The organism is Bradyrhizobium yuanmingense, assembly GCF_900094575.1.
GTDB lineage: Bacteria > Pseudomonadota > Alphaproteobacteria > Rhizobiales > Xanthobacteraceae > Bradyrhizobium > Bradyrhizobium yuanmingense.
In genome coordinates this window covers 318,988-335,506 of sequence record NZ_FMAE01000006.1, presented here as the reverse complement: position 1 = coordinate 335,506, position 16,519 = coordinate 318,988, and the positions used below count along the sequence as shown (strand labels likewise).

Here is a 16,519-nt window from a genome sequence, read left to right as displayed (position 1 = left end):
ACGTATAGCGCGGCGGAGCGCGGAATCAAGACACGGACAAGCGGATGGGCGAGGCCTTCACCGCAGGCCCTGCTCGTCGATCAGGATGCGGTGGATCTCGATACGCTCCGGCAGCTCGATCAGGAACTCCGCGTCGCGCGCGAGATGATGGACCTTGGTCGGCTCGCCCTTGGTGAAAGCCGTCATGGCTGCGATGTCCGCCCAATAGGAAATGGTGGTGAACCACGTCTCCTCGTCGCGGTCCTCCCGCAATTGCTGCACACCGAGCGCGGTCTTTCGCAGCGGCGGGATGCCCTCGGCTTGCAGATAGGCCTGGTAGGCGTCGGCGAGGTCGCGGCGGGTACGGCCGCGCCAGACGCGGGCGATGGTCGGCTTGGTCGGCATGGCAGGATTCTCCTCGCTGCCGAACGCCGTGCGGCGCATCTCGTTCCAGCGTCGCCATGTCACGGCCGCCGGCAGCCGCGGCTGGAACCTGGCGCTTGGTCGGCACTGGCGAATCATCGGCCGGATCTTGACCGGCGCCGCGGCAGCATTTCCACATCATTGATCTGAAACAATGATGGTCTTCGCCACAAATGCTAGGGCCAGTCGCAGGTCACGTGCGAGGCTCCCCAGGCCGGTCAAGACAATCTCCGCGCGTGATGAAATCCGAGGGCTCAATGGGACGACTGCTGAATATCGTAACGCCGCTGCACACTGCGACCAAGCGCGACTACATGGGCCGCATGAACGACGACAAGATCGGCTGCTCGCTGAAGGCGCGGGAGTACGAGGCCGATTACTGGGACGGCGATCGCCGTTTCGGTTATGGCGGCTACCGCTTCATCGAGGGGCGCTGGGCCCCGGTCGCCAAGGCGCTGATCGAGACCTATGGCCTGAAGGACGGGTCGAGCGTGCTCGACGTCGGCTGCGGCAAGGGTTTTCTGTTGTACGAGATGCAGAAGATCCTGCCGGGCCTGAAGGTCACCGGCTTCGACATCTCCAAGCATGGTCTTGCCAATGCGCACGAGCAGGTGAAGCCGTATCTGTTCAACTATCGCGCCCAGGACGTCTATCCCTATGGCGACGACAGCTTCGACCTCGTCATCTCGCTCGGCACCCTGCACAATCTCAGGCTCTACGAGCTCGAGGCCGCGCTCAAGGAGATCGAGCGGGTCGGCAAGAACAAATACGTCATGGTCGAGGGCTACCGGAACGTCACCGAGCTGCACAACCTCGAATGCTGGGCGCTAACGGCAGAATCCATCCTGCACACCTCGGAATGGATCTGGCTCTACGGCAAGCTCGGCTACACCGGCGATTACGAATTCATCTATTTCGAGTGACCGGGCGCGCGACCCATGGACATCAAGACTGCAAAGGCCGCGATCCTCGTCGAATCCGGCAAGCCGCTGATCGTCGACGAGTTCAATCTGCCCGACAGGCTCGAGCACGGTCAGGTGCTCGCCCATGTGCACACGTCGAGCATTTGCGGCGCGCAGATCAACGAGATCGACGCCGTCAAGGGCGTCGACAAGTTCCTGCCGCACCTGTTGGGGCACGAGGCGCTGGCGACCATCGTCGAAACCGGACCCGGCGTCGTCTCCTGCAAGCAGGGCGATACCGTCGTCATGCATTGGCGGCCGGGCAAGGGCATCCAGTCCAACACGCCGGTCTATTCCTGGCGCGGCAAGCGCCTCAATGCGGGCTGGGTCACCACCTTCAACGAATATGCCGTGGTGTCGGAGAATCGCGTCACGCCCGTTCCTGATACGATCGACCGCACCAGTGCGCCGCTGCTCGGCTGCGCGGTGACGACCGCGCTCGGCGTCGTCAACAACGATGCGCAGATCGCCATCGGCGAAGCCGTCGTCGTATTCGGTGTCGGCGGCGTCGGATTGAACATCGTGCAATTCGCCGCGATGGTCGGCGCATGGCCGGTCATTGCGATCGATCGCCTCGACAACAAGCTGGCCATGGCGAAGGATTTCGGCGCCACCCACATCGTCAATTCCGAGACCGTGAAGGATGTGGCCGCCGAGGTCCGGTCCGTCACGGGGGCCGACGGCCCCGACAAGGTCGTCGAGACCACCGGCGTCAAGAACCTGATCGAGCTCGCCTACGAGATCACGGCCAAGAAAGGCCGCTGCATCCTGGTCGGCGTGCCCCGCGAGAAGGCCGAGATCTATACCCTGCCGTTGCACTTCGAGAAGGTGCTGAAGGGCTCGGAAGGCGGGCAATGCCAGCCCGCGCGCGATATCCCGCGCCTGGTGCGACTCAGCGACGCCGGCAAGGTGAGCTACCGCGGCATCGTCACCCACGAGTTCGCGCTCGACGACATCAACGACGCCCTGGATCTGATGCGCAGCGGCACATCGGGACGGATTCTCCTGAACATCAGCTGAGCGCTGCGCTCGCCGCACACGCGCAGGTCACTAATCGATCTCCGCCTTGGTCTTCAGTCCGGGCAACACGGTGCGGACGTGCTCGGCCAGCGTCGTCGCCAGCAGCGAGGGCCTCGCCTCCGAGAATTCGAGCGCGATGCCGATGGTCGGAAGCAGGGGCAGTCCGGCCGAGACGACGTGAAGATCGAACGGAACGGCGGTTCGTGTCAGGACGCTGATCGCATGACCGGACCGCGCTATCGCGATCAGGCCGGCGAGGCTGTTGCTCGCGTAGGCGACCCTGTAGCGCCGATTGACCGCGTCCATCGCGGCGCAGGCGGCGCGGTAGTCCAGGCTCATCGGCGCCGCCAGCGCCAGCGGCAGCACATCCTGCGTCAGTATTTTCGGTTCGGCCTCGTTCGCGACCCAGACGAAGCGCTCCTCCCGGATCACCTCGCGCGCTCCGGCATCGGACAGCGAGACCAGCGCCATGTCGATCTGGCGCCGCGCCAGCATCGGGCGCAGCTCGGAGGTCGGTGCGCAGACCATGCGCAGCTCGACATTGGGATGCAGCGCGCAGAACCCCTTCAGCAGCGCCGGCAGGAAAGCGATCGAATAGTCCTCCGGGCAGCCCAGGCTCAGCGTCCCTTTGAGACTCTCGCCGCTCATGTCGGCGAGAATCTCGTCGTGCTGCGCCAGCAGCGTCTCGGCGTGGGCGAGCAGTTTCTCGCCGGCCGCGGTCAGCCTCATGCCGGATCCGCTGCGGTGAAACAGCGGCTGCGTGATCGTCTGTTCCAGCCGTTGCATCTGCATGCTGAGCGCGGACTGTGTCCGGCCAATCTGCAAGGCCGCCAGGCTGATCGAGCCGGTGCGGGCCACGACGACGAAATTCCTCAGAAGGGTGAGATCCAGCATCGACATCAGGAAGATTGATATCCAGATTGAATTATATCAATTAGCCTGAAGTCAAATTCTTGCCTAGAGGTCGGACGTCCCCCAAGCGAGAGGTGGCTGTCATGACCTTAAATGCCGATCCCGATTTCTGGGCGTCCGCCAACACGCATCTGACCCGCTATGGGCCGAGTTTCGAACCCGTCATCATCGAGCGTGCGGCCGGCAGTTTCGTCTACGACGCCGACGGACGCGCCATCCTCGATTTCACCTCGGGTCAGATGAGCGCTGTGCTGGGGCACACGCATCCCGACATCGTCGCCACGGTCGCACGGCAAATGGGTGCGGTCGCTCATCTCTTCAGCGGCATGCTCTCGCGTCCGGTGGTGACGTTGGCCGAGCGTCTCGCTGCGCTTGCGCCCGGTCTCGACCGCGTGCAGCTGCTGACGACAGGCGCGGAAGCCAATGAAGCGGCGATCCGGATGGCCAAGCTCGTCACCGGCCGGCACGAAATCGTCGCCTTCGCGCAAAGCTGGCACGGCATGACCGGCGCGGCGGCGTCGGCGACCTACAGCGCGGGCCGGCGCGGTTATGGGCCGGCCGCGGTCGGATCGTTCGTCATTCCCGCGCCGAACGCCTATAGGCCGCGCTTCAGGAACGTCGACGGCAGCAACGACTGGCAGACCGAGCTCGACGATGCGTTCGCACTGATCGACAGCCAGTCGACCGGTAGTCTGGCGGCCTTCATCGCCGAGCCGATCCTCTCCAGCGGCGGCATTCTGGAACTGCCGCTCGGCTATCTCGCGGCTTTGAAGCAAAAATGCGAGCAGCGCGGCATGCTGCTGATCCTCGACGAAGCTCAGACCGGAATCGGCCGCACCGGGCACATGTTTGCCTTCGAGCGTGACGGCGTGGTGCCTGATATTCTCACGCTGTCGAAGACGCTCGGCGCCGGTCTGCCGCTCGCCGCGGTCATGACGACAAAGGCCATCGAGCAGACCGCGTTCGAGCGCGGCTTCCTGTTCTACACCACGCATGTCTCCGATCCCTTGCCCGCCGCGATCGGCGTCACGGTGCTCGACGTTGTCGCGCGCGACGGGTTGGTGGCGCAGGCAACCGCCAGGGGCAACAGGCTCCGGGATGGATTGCTGTCGCTGCAGCAAAAGTTCGAATGCGTCGGTGACGTCAGGGGCCGCGGGCTTCTGCTTGGTCTTGAAATCGTCGTCGACCGGCAGTCCAAGACGCCGGGGTTTGAACTCGGCGCGCGGATCATGGAGGAGACCATGCGTCGCGGTCTCAGCATGAACATCGTCAAGTTGCCCAGCATGGGCGGCGTATTCCGCATCGCGCCGCCGCTCACGGTGTCCGAGGCCGAAATCGATCGCGGTCTCGAGATCATGTCGGAGGCGATCCAGGCTGCTGCGACGACGCACTGATCGGGGAAGGCCTTTTCCGGATGCAACTCGCCAGGACATATGGGCGTCCGACGCTGTTCTCGCGGCACGGCATGGTCGCCGCCGCGCATCCGCTCGCGGCACAGGCCGGTGCACGAATCCTGATGCAGGGCGGCAATGCGTTCGATGCGGCCGTCGCCACGGCGGCCGCCCTCAACGTGGTCGAGCCGTTCATGTCGGGGCTTGCCGGGTTTGGACTGGCCACGATCTGGGTGGCGATCGAGCAGCGCATTCGCGTGCTCGACTTCGCTCCGCCGGTGCCCGCAAGCTTCCCGGTCGGCAGATACACCAGCAGATTCGAGCTCGAGCGCGGTGCGCAGGCGGCCTCGACGCCCGGCAATCTCGCGGGCTGGTGCGAGCTGCTCTCGCGCTATGGACGCAAATCGCTTCCAGACGTCTTTGCGCCGGCGATCACGCTGGCGCAGGGCGGCTTTGCGCTCTCGGACTTCGGTGTTGATGAGATCAACGAGCAGGTGCCGCTGCTCGAACCCTGGCCGGAGCTGCACGCCGCACTGGTCAGGAACTATCTCCCGGATGGAATGCCGGTGAAGCTCGGCAGCATCGTCGCGCAGCCTGATCTTGCGCAGACTCTTGCCGAGATCTCCGACTTGGGGCCCGAGCATCTGTATGGCGGCAAGCTCGGCCGGCGGATCGTGGACTATCTCGCCACGCTCGGCGGCAGCCTGACGCTGGACGATGTCATCGCCGTCAAGCCGCATTGGTTCGATCCCCTGACCGTGTCCTATCGGGGGCTCGAGCTTCACGTCCCGGCGCAGCAATGCGGCGGCTTCCAGTTCGCCCTGACCCTCAAGATCCTTGAAGGCTTTGACCTCGGGCGTCTGCCGAAGGACGGCGCCGATCATCTCGACACGGTCTATCGCGCGATCCGTCTCGCCGCCGGCGAGCGCATCGCCCATGGCAATCTGGGACCGGATCAAGCCGCTGGAGCAATGTCCGAGGCGACGATCGCGCGGCTTCGCCAGCGTGTGAGCGACGGCCGCCCGATCACGGGCCCGACAGAGCAATGGATGCCGCAGGATCGTGCCGATCCCGGCCACACCACCTCGTTCTCAATCGCCGACACCGAAGGCAATCTGGTCTGCATGACGCAAAGTCTCGGCAGCCCGTTCGGCAGCGGCGTCGTGGTGCCGGGGACCGGCGTTTGCCTCAACAATCATCTGCATTGGGCCGACGTGCAGCCGGGAAGCCCGAACCTCGCCAAGCCGGGCGATGCGTTGCCGGTGACGCTGGCACCGTCGATTGCGACGCGCGGTAGCCGCCCGGTGCTCGCGCTGGGGACGCCCGGCAGCTACGGCATCCCGCAAACCCAGGCCCAGGCTTATGTGCAGCACATCGAGTTCGGCCTTCCGCTGCAGCAGGCGATCGAGGCGCCGCGTTCACGGCTGTGGGACGGCCGCTTCATTCAGGCGGAGAACCGCATCGCGCCGGAGACCATCGCCGAACTGAAGCGCCGCGGCCACGAGATCGAGATCTTGGACACCGAATGGACCATGCTCTGCGGCGGCATGCAGGCCGTCGCGCTCGATCCGGTAACCGGCGTGATGACGGGTGCCGCCGATCCGAGGCGGGACGGGTATGTCATCGGCTTGTGAGCGGTCGCACATCGAGGCGAGCGCAGGCAGCGCCGCCGATGTGCGCCGCGCCTGAATGGCTGGCCGCGTCGCGTTAACGAATCGTTCACCGCCCAAGATCATCCCAGCCCAGCCGAGCCGTAACCGGCGGTTAACCATGGATATTTACGGTGTAGCAAGCCTCTGAGCTATGACTGTCAGTTGATTTCGAGTCCAACCCATGGCGTTCGGTAGCCGCGCATCTCCGCGAAGCATCGCCCCGACGGAGCAAGCGGCTTCGTGGGAAGCGCCGCGCGCTGGGAAGGCGAAGCTTGACGGCGCCTCGCCGGGACTGACCAAGGGATCGTTGACCGTCTCCGGGACGCTGTCCTTTCTGCGCGAGAACGGCCGGCGCATTCTGACGCTGGCGCTGGCGCTGTTCGCCCTCGGCGTCGTCGCCCTGATGGTGCTTCCGGTCCGCTATGCCGCGACGGCCCTGGTCGTGCTCGATCCGCGCGAGCTGCGCGTGACCTCGGAGCAGGACGTGCTGCCCGGCATCGGCCAGGATGCCGCGGCGCTGCAGAGCCAGATCGAGATCGCCAAATCCGACGGCTTCCTCCGCCCCCTGATCGAGCAGCTCAAGATCGCGGACGACGAGGACATCGCGGGCGGTTATACCGACATGACGCGCCTGCTCGAAAGATTCCGCAACCGCCTCGAGATCACCCGGCGCGGGCTGACCTACGTCATCGCGATTTCCTTCACCTCCAACCGGCCGGATCGCGCCGCCTACTACGCCAATGCCATCGCCGAGGCCTTCGTCGCCAGCCAGGGCCGCGTCCGCACCGAGGCGACGGACGAGGCGGCCGGCTGGCTCCAGGACCGGCTGAAAACGCTGAGCGAGCGCCTGCGCGCGTCGGAAGACGCCGTCGCCGCCTTCCGGCTCGAGCACAACATCGTCAATGCCGGCAAGGAATCCACCACGCAGCAATTGCGGGTGACCGATCTGACCCAGCAGGTCTCCGCCGCCCGCGCCCGCACCGAGGAGGCCAAGGCGCGCTACGAGCAGGTGCAGCGCGACGTCAAGGCCAATGTCGAAGGGCCGGTGAAGCAGGATCTCCTCAGCATGCTGCGCGCGCAGCGCTCGGCGCTGAACGACCAGATCGCGCAGAAGAAGGCGGTCTATGGCGACCGCCATCCCGACCTTGCGATCTCCTACAGCCAGCTGGCGGATATCAACCGGCAGATCGAGATCGAGCGGAAGAAGAACATCGATACGGCCAAGTCCGAATATGAGGCGCAGCTGGAGCAGCAGAACGCGCTGGAAAAGCAGCTCAAGGCGGTCGAGACCAAGATGCTGCGCGACGGCCAGGCGCTGGTGAAGCTGCAGGAGCTGCAGCGCGACGCCGATGCCAACCGCAACATCTACGAGCAGTTCCTGTCGCGGTTCAAGACCACCAATGAGCAGCGTCAGCTGCAGGCGTCCCAGACCAAGATCGCATCGGTTGCCATTCCGCCGTTGCGCTCGACGCGTCCGCCGCTCGCCTTGCTGCTCGCGGCGCTGGCGATCGGCTCGCTGCTGACGTCGACCGCCGCCGTTGCGGTGACGACCAGCCTGTCCGCCGACAAGCCCGAATCCGTTGAGGCGCCTGTCTCACGTGAAGCGGAGGAGACGCCCAACCGGCAAGTTTCCCCTCCTGCCGCCGCCGCGCGCCCAGCCGAGGCGATGCCCCGCCTTCCTGTCTGGGCCCGCATCCCCGAGCTGGCGCCAGGAGGCGGGATCAACACGGTCTGGCAAAGACCGGTCAGCGCGTCGGCCGAGCTCGATCTCGGCCCCCACTTACGGCCGCTGCTCGAACGCATCGACCGCGTGCCGGTGCGCGGCTGCAAGGTCGCGCTGGTCTTGTCGGTCGGTAAGAGCGCCGGCGGCAACACGGTGGCGCGCTCCCTCAATCGCGCCGCCGTCAACCGCGGCATGATGAGCGTGCTGATCCGGCTCCAGCCGGAATTTGCAGGCTCCCAGCCGCCGGTGACCGAATGGCAGGACGGCTCGACCACGGCGGGACTTCAGTCGATCGACGAGTTGCTGAGTGCCGGCCGGAAGCCCGATGCTCGGCCCGAGGACGATATCCGTTCCGAGTTCGACCTGATTGTCGTCCACGCAGGCAATCTCGCCTTGCAGCCCGACGCCATTGCGCTGGCCGCGCATGCCGACCTGATCGTTCTGGTGGCGCGCGCCGGCGAGCTTGGTTCGTCGGCGATGCGCAGGGTGACCGCGGCGCTGGCAAGATACGCGGCGGTGCCGACCGGCCTCGTCGTCAATCACGTGCCCGCTGATTCAATGGTGGCTCAGCCCGACGGTGGCGCTTTGGGCCTTGCGGTGTGACGATGACAGCCTTGCGCTGCCGTCTGCTGGCTGCGGCGATGCTGTTGTCGATCTCGTTCGGCCGTCCGGTATTCGCCGAGGATTGCGTGCCACTGCCGTCGACGGTTTCGCCCGGGCGGCTGGCCGCCCTCTCGCGCGGCTTCAACGCCGACGGTTGGATCAACGGTGCGCCACCGAGCCGCGCGCTGCTGCAGCAGCTGCGCAAGGCGGGCATGAGCCATGTCCGCCTGCCGGTGCCGGCGGAACGCGTGATGCCGCGCTTTGCCGCAAAGGACGAGCGCGAGGCGACGCTGCGCGTGCTAGACGGCGCGTTGAAGCAGCTGACCTCGCTCGGCTATTCCAGCTCCGTCGACCTTCATCCGGGCGAGCGCTTCAATCGCCTGCACAAGGATGATCCGGATGCAGCGATGGGCGAGATGCAGGAGGCCTGGCGCGCGCTTGCTGGGGTCATTCGGTCATATCCAGCCGATCTAGTCTTCGCCGAGTTGCTCAACGAACCCGATATCGAAGCGGACCGATGGCAAAAGGAGGTCGAGGCGCTCGCCGCCTTCGTTCGCCGGTTGCTGCCCGCCACCACGCTCATCGTCGGCCCGGTCAACTGGCAGCGCGCGGACTCGCTGCCGCGGTTTCGTCCGCTGGCGGACCCTGACGTCGTCTATGCCATCCATTTCTACGATCCGATGGTGTTCACCCATCAGGGTCACTGGGACGCGCGCGATCCGCTGCACGACATCATGGATCTGCCTTATCCGATCAATGCCGGCGATCCCAAGGTTCAGGCGCTTCTGCAGGATTTGCAGGACAGGGCCGCCGTCAAGGCGCTCGCCATGCTCGATACCGCGATTGCCGCCGCCAGGGACAAGCCGGGGGCCGATCGCTGGCTCGCGCCCGCGCTCGCATGGCAGCAGCAATTTTCGCGGCCGATCGTCGTCAATGAGTTCGGCGTGTTGAAAGCCGGCGCGCCCAGGCAGAGCCGGTTGCGCTGGCTGGCGGAGGTCACAGCATATGCCCGCGCGCATTGCTGGGGCTGGGCGCATTGGGAATTGGCGCAAGGCTTTGGCCTTGTCGATGCCGCGACCGGCAAGCCCGATCCCGACGTGATGGAAGCGCTGCTCGGCGCGCCCGTCCGGCCTGAAGGGGCTCGCGCCACGCGCCGTGATCGTTAACGGATCCTTACCCCTCGCGCGGCTATCGTGTCCGGCGCGATGGCAAAGGACGATTGATGAGCGCCGGGTACTCACCGCAAGGCCAGAGCGTGCAGGCCGCGCCGCCACCTCCGGCTTGGCGCGAGTTGACCGCGACCTTCTGCATCGCCATCGCGACGATCAGCTCTGCGCCGGTTCTGCACCTCGCCAATCCCGCGCTGGCCATCATCATCGAGGTCCTGATCGGTATCGCCATCGTCGTTGCGGTCCCGACCTGGGCCCCGGCGGTCGCGATCTTCGTCCTGTTCTTCCAGAACCTGTTCGTCTCCATCCTGTCGCCGCTGGTCCCGCTCCCCTCCGATCTCGACTTCATCAAGGGCTACAATTTCCTGATTTGCTCCGTGATGTGGCTGGCGACGTTTGCGCTCTACGTGCTGGGCCAGAGGAATCAGTCGAGGGAAATCAATCAGATCATGCGCTGGGGCGTCGTCACCCTCGCCGTCGTCTCGCTCTATTTCGCGATCGGCTTCGTCCAGGACGGACAGCCGGCGGCGGTCTATTTGCGCAACATCGTTCTGCCGCTGTTTCTGTTTCAGCTGTCGCTCCTGACCGCGGCAACCTTTGAGGTGCGCATCACGCCGTTCCTGGTCGCGCTAGCGGTCATCCTCATGCTGTGCGGCTATGTCGAGCTCGTCTTGCGCGATGTCTGGCTGGCCGTCACCAACGGCCATACGTTCTGGGGCTTCGACGAGCTCAAGGCGACCCATTCCGGCGTCTGGGAAACCCAGATGCGGCAGACCGGCAACGTGCCCGTCACACTCAAGGATCGTTTCAGCTTCGACTTCCTGAACACGCCCTTGCTCGAAGGCTTCGGCCTGTCGAAGATGCTGCGCATTCACGGCCCGAACATGCACCCGATCAGCTTCGCCTACGGGATCGGCTTTCTCGCCTTGTTCCTGTTCTCGGTCGGACGCCCGCTGCTCGCCCTGGCAGCCCTGCCGCTGCTGGTCTTCTGCAGCGTGAAGGGAGCGCTCATCACCGTCGTCTTCGTGGCTGCGGGCTGGATCGGGACTCGCCTCATCGGTGCCGTAGCGACATTGTTGCTGGGGTTCGCCGGCATGATCGCCTTTGCGATCCTGGCGATCCGCATCGGCCTGCAGATCGGCGACTATCACGTCATCGGCCTGATGGGCGGCCTCGACGGATTCGTGCAGAGACCTTACGGCCGGGGCCTCGGCATCGGCGGCAATTTGTCGGACAGCTACTTTTCGATCGATTGGAGCGCTGCGCAGGCGGCCGGCACGATCGACGGCGCGGTCGAAAGCGCGATCGGCGTCCTCTTGTACCAGATGGGCATCGCGGCCTTCGTGCCGCTGGCCTTCTATTTCGCGATGGCGCTCAAGGCTTGGCGCCTCTACGCGTCGTCGGGATATCTGACGCAGGGCCTCGCCGGCTTCGGCGTGCTCGTCGTTCTGCTCAACGGATTATTTCAGGAAGAGGCCCTGTTCGCGCCGCTCGCGCTGGGCCTGATGCTCTCGCTCGCCGGTCTCGTCATCGGCAGCCATGCGAGGGTGCAGAGCGTTGCAAACGAGGAGGCCGAGCCCGCTCGGCTCACCGGCTACCAGCCGGCTGCGTGAGCTGCCGACCTGCCGACGGTCCCAGTACTCGGGACCGTGCCCATCCAGGAACTTCCGGTTTTTCCCGGCGTTGAACACGACCCGCACAAGCGGCCGACGCACGCGATGAAGAATTTTTCCAACGCCGAATTTTCTCCCGAGGTGATCGAGATCATGACGACCGCGCTGGAAGCTGCGGTTGCGACCCTGCCGGATCCCGTGCATTCCTCGCATGTCAACGCGCTCGCCGAATCCATCCTGCGCACCGCCGGCGCTGGCGAGCGGGACGTCTCCAACCTGCAAAGGATGGCCTTGATGGAGCTGCAACTGGCGCCGCGCAAATGACGAGGCGGACATGAAGACATTGCTTGCCGCAATCATCGCGCTCTGTGCGACATCCTCGATCGCCTCGGCAAGCGGCTGGAGGACTTACCGCATCCCGGAATCCGGAACGTCGGTCGACATTCCCGCCGCGATCTTCACCGAACCGGCCGGCAAGCCTGACGGATATGGGCAGCATTTCCGCAGCTCCGACGGCAATGCCGACTTCACCGTTCAGGCCGTCGAGAACCGGCAAGGTCTGTCGCCGGCCGAATTCCTCGCCAGCAAGAATCCGCCGACGGGGATCATCTACAAACGGATCAGCTCGAACTTCTTCGTGGTCTCGAGCATCAAGCGCGACAAGATCTGGTACAACCGCTGCAATTTCGGGCGCGGCTACGTGCACTGCGTTCTGATCAACTACCCGGCCGCCCAGAAGCGGCGATGGGATGCCGTCGTCACCCGGATCAGCCACAGCCTGCGTGGTGGCTGAGCCGGCTCGCAAGACGGAAAGTCGCAAACGGAAAAGCTGCCCGGGCCAAGCCGGGCAGCAGGTGGTGAGGAATAGAGCCGCGCGATGCTAGCGGGCCGTCGTCGTCGTCCTCGACATTGTCGGCTTCGAGCCCGGCACATGCGACATCGTCTTGGTGGTCGAGCCGACCTGCTCGCCGGCCTTGACCTTGGTGCGGGTGTGCGAGCGGCTGAACGTGCCGCCATCATGGGCTTGCGCGCGGGCGTTGGAGTTCAGTACCGGACCGTTGCCCTTGTTCATGCTGACGCCGGTCTTGGTCTTGCCGTCGACGGTAGCGGCGCTTCCGCCGGCCGCGATCGAAGAGCCCGTGCGGCCCGTCGCCGAGGTGGACGTTCCGCCGGTGCCGACGGTGGAGGCGGAGGTGCCGCCTGCTGCAGCCGAGCCGCCGCTGCCGCCGGTGATGCTGGTCTGCGCCAGCAATGGTGAAGTGGCGGCAAGCAGAAGCGCGACCGCCGAGGTCGTAACGAGCGTTCTCATGATTCAATCCTTTCTGTACCCTAAGGCGACGAGGTCGAGATTGTGCAGCCGTTGACGGTGATGGTGCTGGCGCTGGTGGAGCCGGGCCCACCCGCCGTCGACGAGGAGCTCGAGACGTGGCCGCCGCCCGCTTGCACATTGACCGACGATCCGCCGGCAGAGCTCGAGCTCGACAGCGAGCCGCTCGATGCGGTCGAGCCCGTCGTGCCTGAACCCGATGCGCCCGCGGCCGTGATGCTGCCGTCCGCATGCTTCACCACCGTCACCTTGCACGTCTCGCCCGACGCCGTCTTGCCGGTCTTTTCCATGGTAGCCGCCTGAGCTGCGCTAAACGTCAGTGCCAACGCTGCGATCGCAATGATTGATCTGTTCATGCGAGTTCTCCTCCAACAAAGACGAAGGAGCGGCATCGCTGCCGCTCCTGGTCAAGGCACTAGTTCTTGTCCTTCTTCCACTCGTCCTTGTTATGGCCCTTGCCCTTTTCGAGGCCCATGTCGCTGGCGTGGCTACCGGACTTGCCGTCGCCCATGCCGGGCGATTTCGACGAACCGGACTGGCCAACGGTCGAGCCGCCCGCAGCCGAGCCGCCAGTGCCGACGCTGGATGAGCTCTTGCCATCGCCCGCCGATGAACCACCGGTGCCGAGCGTCGAGGCCGAGCCGCTGCCCGAGCCACTGCCGGCCGCCGATCCGCCGGTGCCGACGGTCGAAGAGCTGGTGCCGCCGCCGGCCGAAGAGCCGCCGGTGCCGAGTGTCGAAGCAGAGCCTGACCCGCTGCCGCCAGCCGAAGAGCCACCGGTGCCCACCGTCGAAGAGCTGGTGCCGCCGCCGGCCGATGAACCGCCGGTGCCGACCGTCGAGCTCGATTGCGCAACGGCGAGCGCCGTGCCGGCCAGCAGCGCGGCCGCAGCCGCAGAGAGCTTCAGGATCCTCATGTGCATTTCCTCCAGGTTTCCAAAAATCAAATCGCCAATCAGGCCCGGGATAAATTGGCAATCGCGGAAACGTTCCTTGTGTCGGACACGTTGACGCTTCGATTCAGCCTGAGACAGTTCCGCGACGCGAAGCGCACAGCTTTTATTCATTCAGCGTTCATCTGGTGCTGCGGCCATGGAGTCGCGTTCGCTACGATCGCCGGCTCTCAGAATGCTCCGGCCGTCACCTGACGCGTGGAGAGGCGAGAGGAAGCCGCGCGGCCATTCCGATTCGAATGCAGACCGGCTGCGCGCGCCGTCTCGCGCCGAGATGCCGCGACGTCCGGCGTTCGCGTTTCAAGCATCGTCAATGCGCCGCTCGTACCGCGATCAGGCGCGTCGGCGGCGAGCAGGGGAGTGGAGACGGTGGCGGCGATCCGAGTGGATGTGTCGAAGATGATTTTTTCAGGCAGCGCCCGTGCGGAGTGGATGCGAATGGTGGCCCGAGCGGCCTCCGGGCCGGCAGCACGCTCCGCGGGCTGCGGCAGAGAGCGATCCAGCAACAAGAGCAGCGCCACGACGAAACTGCTTGCAAACACGAAATATCGAACGATCGGCATCAGGCGCTACCGCAAACGAGCTGTCGAAAGAATGCACGGGCGGGCCGCCTCGACGACCCGCCGTGCGGCGGTTTAGTCAATCTCCTGGACGACCATGCGGCTGCCGGGATCGACCAACATCACGCGGTTGCCCGAGTAGACGTAGCGGTACTTGGTGAGCGAGGGACCCCAGTCACTCGGCACGGCTGCGAGCTCGACGTCGCTCGGCACGGGCGAACCGACGACGATCTTTTCGCGCGTTTCGACCGGACGGATCTTGCGCTCGGTGACGTAGGACCGGATCTTGGTGCGGTACTCCGGTTCGATCTGCACGGCCGCGCCGTGCCCGGCTCCGGTCGTGGTGGTGACGGTGGTTTGTGCCATCGCGCCCGTCGACACGAGCAGAGCGGCGGCCGAAATCAACATGAGCTTCTTCATTGCGTTCTCCCTCGCCGCTGCATGCGGCGCTGCAATGAACTCGCCATCAGCTGCGCCGTTCCGGCAAAACCCGGAACGTTTGCCGTTTTTTCCCGTTCTCTCACGGGGAGCACTCAACTGGAGGAGAGGAAAATGCCTGTGTTGATTCTTTGGGCGGTGCCCGCGCTCATCGTCCTGGGCGGCGGCATCTATCTCATCGGCTACCTGCAATGAATGTGAAGGTTCCGGTTTCCGGACAAAGGAAGAAACCGGACCCCACATCCGCTCGCGCGCGTCGAGGCCGGTGCTCCGGCCGCGCCGTCGCCATCGGCTTCCGATCATCGCATTGTCACGCTCCGGTCATCTCCGCTGCATCGTCCGTTGCTCTTGTCCCGCGCGCCAGAGCCTGCTTCGTCCGGTGACGTCGGAACGGAGCTCTGGATCGTCGTTTGGCGTTTTCGCGATGCGATCCCGACGCCGCTTCGCTCGAACGCTCTGGGGAGAGCTGACATGCAACTGATCAGGACGTTTTCAGCGGACCGCCGCGCGATGCTCAAGGGCCTCGCGGCAGCAGCCGTGGCGCCGCTTGCGGGGCCGGCCTTTGCCGCCGAGGGACTTCCGCCGCAGCCGACCGGCTCAGTGGCTGCCATCGCCACCGACAAGTCCTATTGGGCGGCCGTGAAAGGGCTCTATGCCGTGACGCCGGACATCGTCAATTTCGAGAACGGCTATTGGGGCATCATGGCCGAGCCCGTGCGGCGCGAGTTCATCCGCCAGTCCGACATGGTCAATTATCAGAACACCTATTACGCGCGGCTGCGTGCGGGTGCGGATTTCGAGGCGGTGCGCACCAAGGTGGCGGAGGCGGTCGGCGCGCTTCCAGCTGAGATCGCGCTCACCCGCGGCGCCACCGAAGCGCTCCAGCTCCTCATCGGCGGCTACAACAGGCTGAAGCCGGGCGACAGCGTGCTCTATGCCGATCTCGATTATGATTCGATGCAATATGCGATGAACGCGCTGAAGGCGCGCCGTGGCGTCGAAGTGGTCAAGTTCGACGTGCCGGAGCCCGCCACCCGCCAGGCTGTGCTCGACGCCTATGCCCGCGCCATCGAGGCGAACCCGAAGACGAGGCTTTTGCTCCTGACCCATGTCAGCCACCGCACCGGCTTCGTCATGCCGGTCGCCGAGATCGCCCGCATGGCCAAGGCCAAAGGCATCGACACGATCGTCGATGCCGCCCATTCCTGGGGGCAGCTCGATTTCCGGGTGAGCGAGCTCGAGGCCGATTTCGTCGGCTTCAATCTGCACAAATGGATCGGCGCGCCGCTCGGCGTCGGCTTCCTCTACATCAGGAAGGATCGCCTCGCCGCCATCGACCGCAACATGTGCGACGAGGATTTTCCGGAAAGCGATATCCGCTCGCGGGTGCATACCGGCACGGTCAATTTCGCCACGATGCTGACGGTGCCCACGGCGCTGGCGCTGCATCAAGAGATCGGCGCGGCGGCGAAGCAAGCGCGCCTGCGCCACTTGCGCGATTATTGGGTGAGCCGCGTCCGCGGCTTCAAGGACATCGAGATCCTGACGCCGGATGAGGCCGGCTCATATGGCGCGATCACGTCGTTCCGCCTCGCCGGCAAGACCGGCAAGACCGACAACGAGGCCATCGTTGCGAAGCTTCGGGACAGCTACCGGATCATGACGGTGCGCCGCGCCGGCGTCGCCAAAGGCCAGTGCATCCGCGTGACTCCGGCGCTCTTCACCGACGAGGCCGATCTCGACCGCCTCGTCGAGGCGCTGGCCGTCATCACGGGGACGAAGACGGGGTGAGGCT

At 65.3% G+C, this 16,519-nt stretch carries 18 protein-coding genes; 11 read left to right on the top strand and 7 right to left on the bottom strand.

From position 1 onward, the window contains the following. Window positions 1-57: 57 nt before the first annotated feature. A complete protein-coding gene (locus GA0061099_RS22960; RefSeq protein WP_036014049.1) occupies window positions 58-384 on the bottom strand; it encodes a hypothetical protein in 327 nt (108 codons plus the stop codon). On the opposite strand from GA0061099_RS22960, the gene GA0061099_RS41310 reads away from it, so the two are divergent. The 3 genes from GA0061099_RS41310 (at window position 374) to GA0061099_RS22950 (ending at window position 2,384) form a co-directional block, all read left to right on the top strand. After that, on the top strand, window positions 374-547 hold the full coding sequence (locus GA0061099_RS41310; RefSeq protein ID WP_158644885.1) for a hypothetical protein: 174 nt from the start codon (window positions 374-376) through the stop codon (window positions 545-547). The genes GA0061099_RS22960 and GA0061099_RS41310 overlap by 11 nt on opposite strands. A gap of 112 nt (window positions 548-659) precedes the next feature. Next, window positions 660-1,325 (top strand): class I SAM-dependent methyltransferase, encoded by a 666-nt coding sequence (locus GA0061099_RS22955; protein WP_036014038.1) that lies wholly within the window; start codon window positions 660-662, stop codon window positions 1,323-1,325. A gap of 15 nt (window positions 1,326-1,340) precedes the next feature. Further along, window positions 1,341-2,384, top strand: coding sequence for a zinc-binding dehydrogenase (locus tag GA0061099_RS22950; protein WP_036026523.1), 1,044 nt, complete (start codon window positions 1,341-1,343; stop codon window positions 2,382-2,384). A 30-nt stretch (window positions 2,385-2,414) separates the two neighbouring features. Here GA0061099_RS22950 and GA0061099_RS22945 read toward each other — a convergent pair whose 3' ends face one another. After that, complete coding sequence (locus GA0061099_RS22945) at window positions 2,415-3,278, bottom strand: LysR family transcriptional regulator (RefSeq protein WP_085972235.1); 864 nt, start codon at window positions 3,276-3,278, stop codon at window positions 2,415-2,417. Window positions 3,279-3,379: 101 nt separating this feature from the next. Here GA0061099_RS22945 and GA0061099_RS22940 point away from each other — a divergent pair, with 101 nt between their 5' ends. The 7 genes from GA0061099_RS22940 to GA0061099_RS22910 all read left to right on the top strand — a co-directional run bounded on the left by GA0061099_RS22940 (window position 3,380) and on the right by GA0061099_RS22910 (window position 12,240). Further along, window positions 3,380-4,690 (top strand): aspartate aminotransferase family protein, encoded by a 1,311-nt coding sequence (locus tag GA0061099_RS22940; protein ID WP_050995977.1) that lies wholly within the window; start codon window positions 3,380-3,382, stop codon window positions 4,688-4,690. Between the two features lie 20 nt (window positions 4,691-4,710). Continuing rightward, on the top strand, window positions 4,711-6,321 hold the full coding sequence (locus GA0061099_RS22935) for a gamma-glutamyltransferase family protein (RefSeq protein WP_036026525.1): 1,611 nt from the start codon (window positions 4,711-4,713) through the stop codon (window positions 6,319-6,321). 199 nt (window positions 6,322-6,520) lie between these two features. Next, a complete protein-coding gene (locus GA0061099_RS22930) occupies window positions 6,521-8,665 on the top strand; it encodes a GumC family protein (protein ID WP_036026526.1) in 2,145 nt (714 codons plus the stop codon). Window positions 8,666-8,667: 2 nt separating this feature from the next. Further along, the gene (locus GA0061099_RS22925; RefSeq protein WP_050995976.1) at window positions 8,668-9,831 is read left to right on the top strand and encodes a glycoside hydrolase family 5 protein; all 1,164 of its coding nucleotides are present in this window, start codon (window positions 8,668-8,670) and stop codon (window positions 9,829-9,831) included. Window positions 9,832-9,887: 56 nt separating this feature from the next. Continuing rightward, the gene (locus GA0061099_RS22920; protein ID WP_036026527.1) at window positions 9,888-11,447 is read left to right on the top strand and encodes a hypothetical protein; all 1,560 of its coding nucleotides are present in this window, start codon (window positions 9,888-9,890) and stop codon (window positions 11,445-11,447) included. Window positions 11,448-11,552: 105 nt separating this feature from the next. Further along, window positions 11,553-11,771, top strand: a complete 219-nt coding sequence (locus GA0061099_RS22915) for a hypothetical protein (RefSeq protein WP_036026528.1) — start codon at window positions 11,553-11,555, stop codon at window positions 11,769-11,771. Between the two features lie 10 nt (window positions 11,772-11,781). Beyond that, window positions 11,782-12,240 (top strand): hypothetical protein, encoded by a 459-nt coding sequence (locus GA0061099_RS22910; RefSeq protein ID WP_036026529.1) that lies wholly within the window; start codon window positions 11,782-11,784, stop codon window positions 12,238-12,240. A gap of 87 nt (window positions 12,241-12,327) precedes the next feature. On the opposite strand, the gene GA0061099_RS22905 is transcribed toward GA0061099_RS22910, so the two are convergent. From GA0061099_RS22905 to GA0061099_RS22885, 5 genes are all read right to left on the bottom strand, one after another. Beyond that, a complete protein-coding gene (locus GA0061099_RS22905; protein WP_036026530.1) occupies window positions 12,328-12,756 on the bottom strand; it encodes a hypothetical protein in 429 nt (142 codons plus the stop codon). 20 nt (window positions 12,757-12,776) lie between these two features. Further along, a complete protein-coding gene (locus GA0061099_RS22900; protein WP_074448055.1) occupies window positions 12,777-13,130 on the bottom strand; it encodes a hypothetical protein in 354 nt (117 codons plus the stop codon). Between the two features lie 59 nt (window positions 13,131-13,189). Next, the gene (locus GA0061099_RS22895; RefSeq protein ID WP_057027814.1) at window positions 13,190-13,690 is read right to left on the bottom strand and encodes a hypothetical protein; all 501 of its coding nucleotides are present in this window, start codon (window positions 13,688-13,690) and stop codon (window positions 13,190-13,192) included. 206 nt (window positions 13,691-13,896) lie between these two features. Continuing rightward, a complete protein-coding gene (locus tag GA0061099_RS22890) occupies window positions 13,897-14,289 on the bottom strand; it encodes a hypothetical protein (protein ID WP_036026827.1) in 393 nt (130 codons plus the stop codon). 72 nt (window positions 14,290-14,361) lie between these two features. After that, window positions 14,362-14,706: a DUF1236 domain-containing protein gene (locus GA0061099_RS22885; RefSeq protein ID WP_036026829.1), complete on the bottom strand. Its 345-nt coding sequence runs from the start codon at window positions 14,704-14,706 to the stop codon at window positions 14,362-14,364. A gap of 489 nt (window positions 14,707-15,195) precedes the next feature. Between GA0061099_RS22885 and GA0061099_RS22880 the strand changes: the two genes are divergently transcribed. After that, window positions 15,196-16,515 carry an aminotransferase class V-fold PLP-dependent enzyme gene (locus GA0061099_RS22880; protein WP_036026831.1) on the top strand — a complete coding sequence of 440 codons (1,320 nt, stop codon included), beginning with the start codon at window positions 15,196-15,198 and terminating at the stop codon, window positions 16,513-16,515. Window positions 16,516-16,519: the final 4 nt, after the last annotated feature.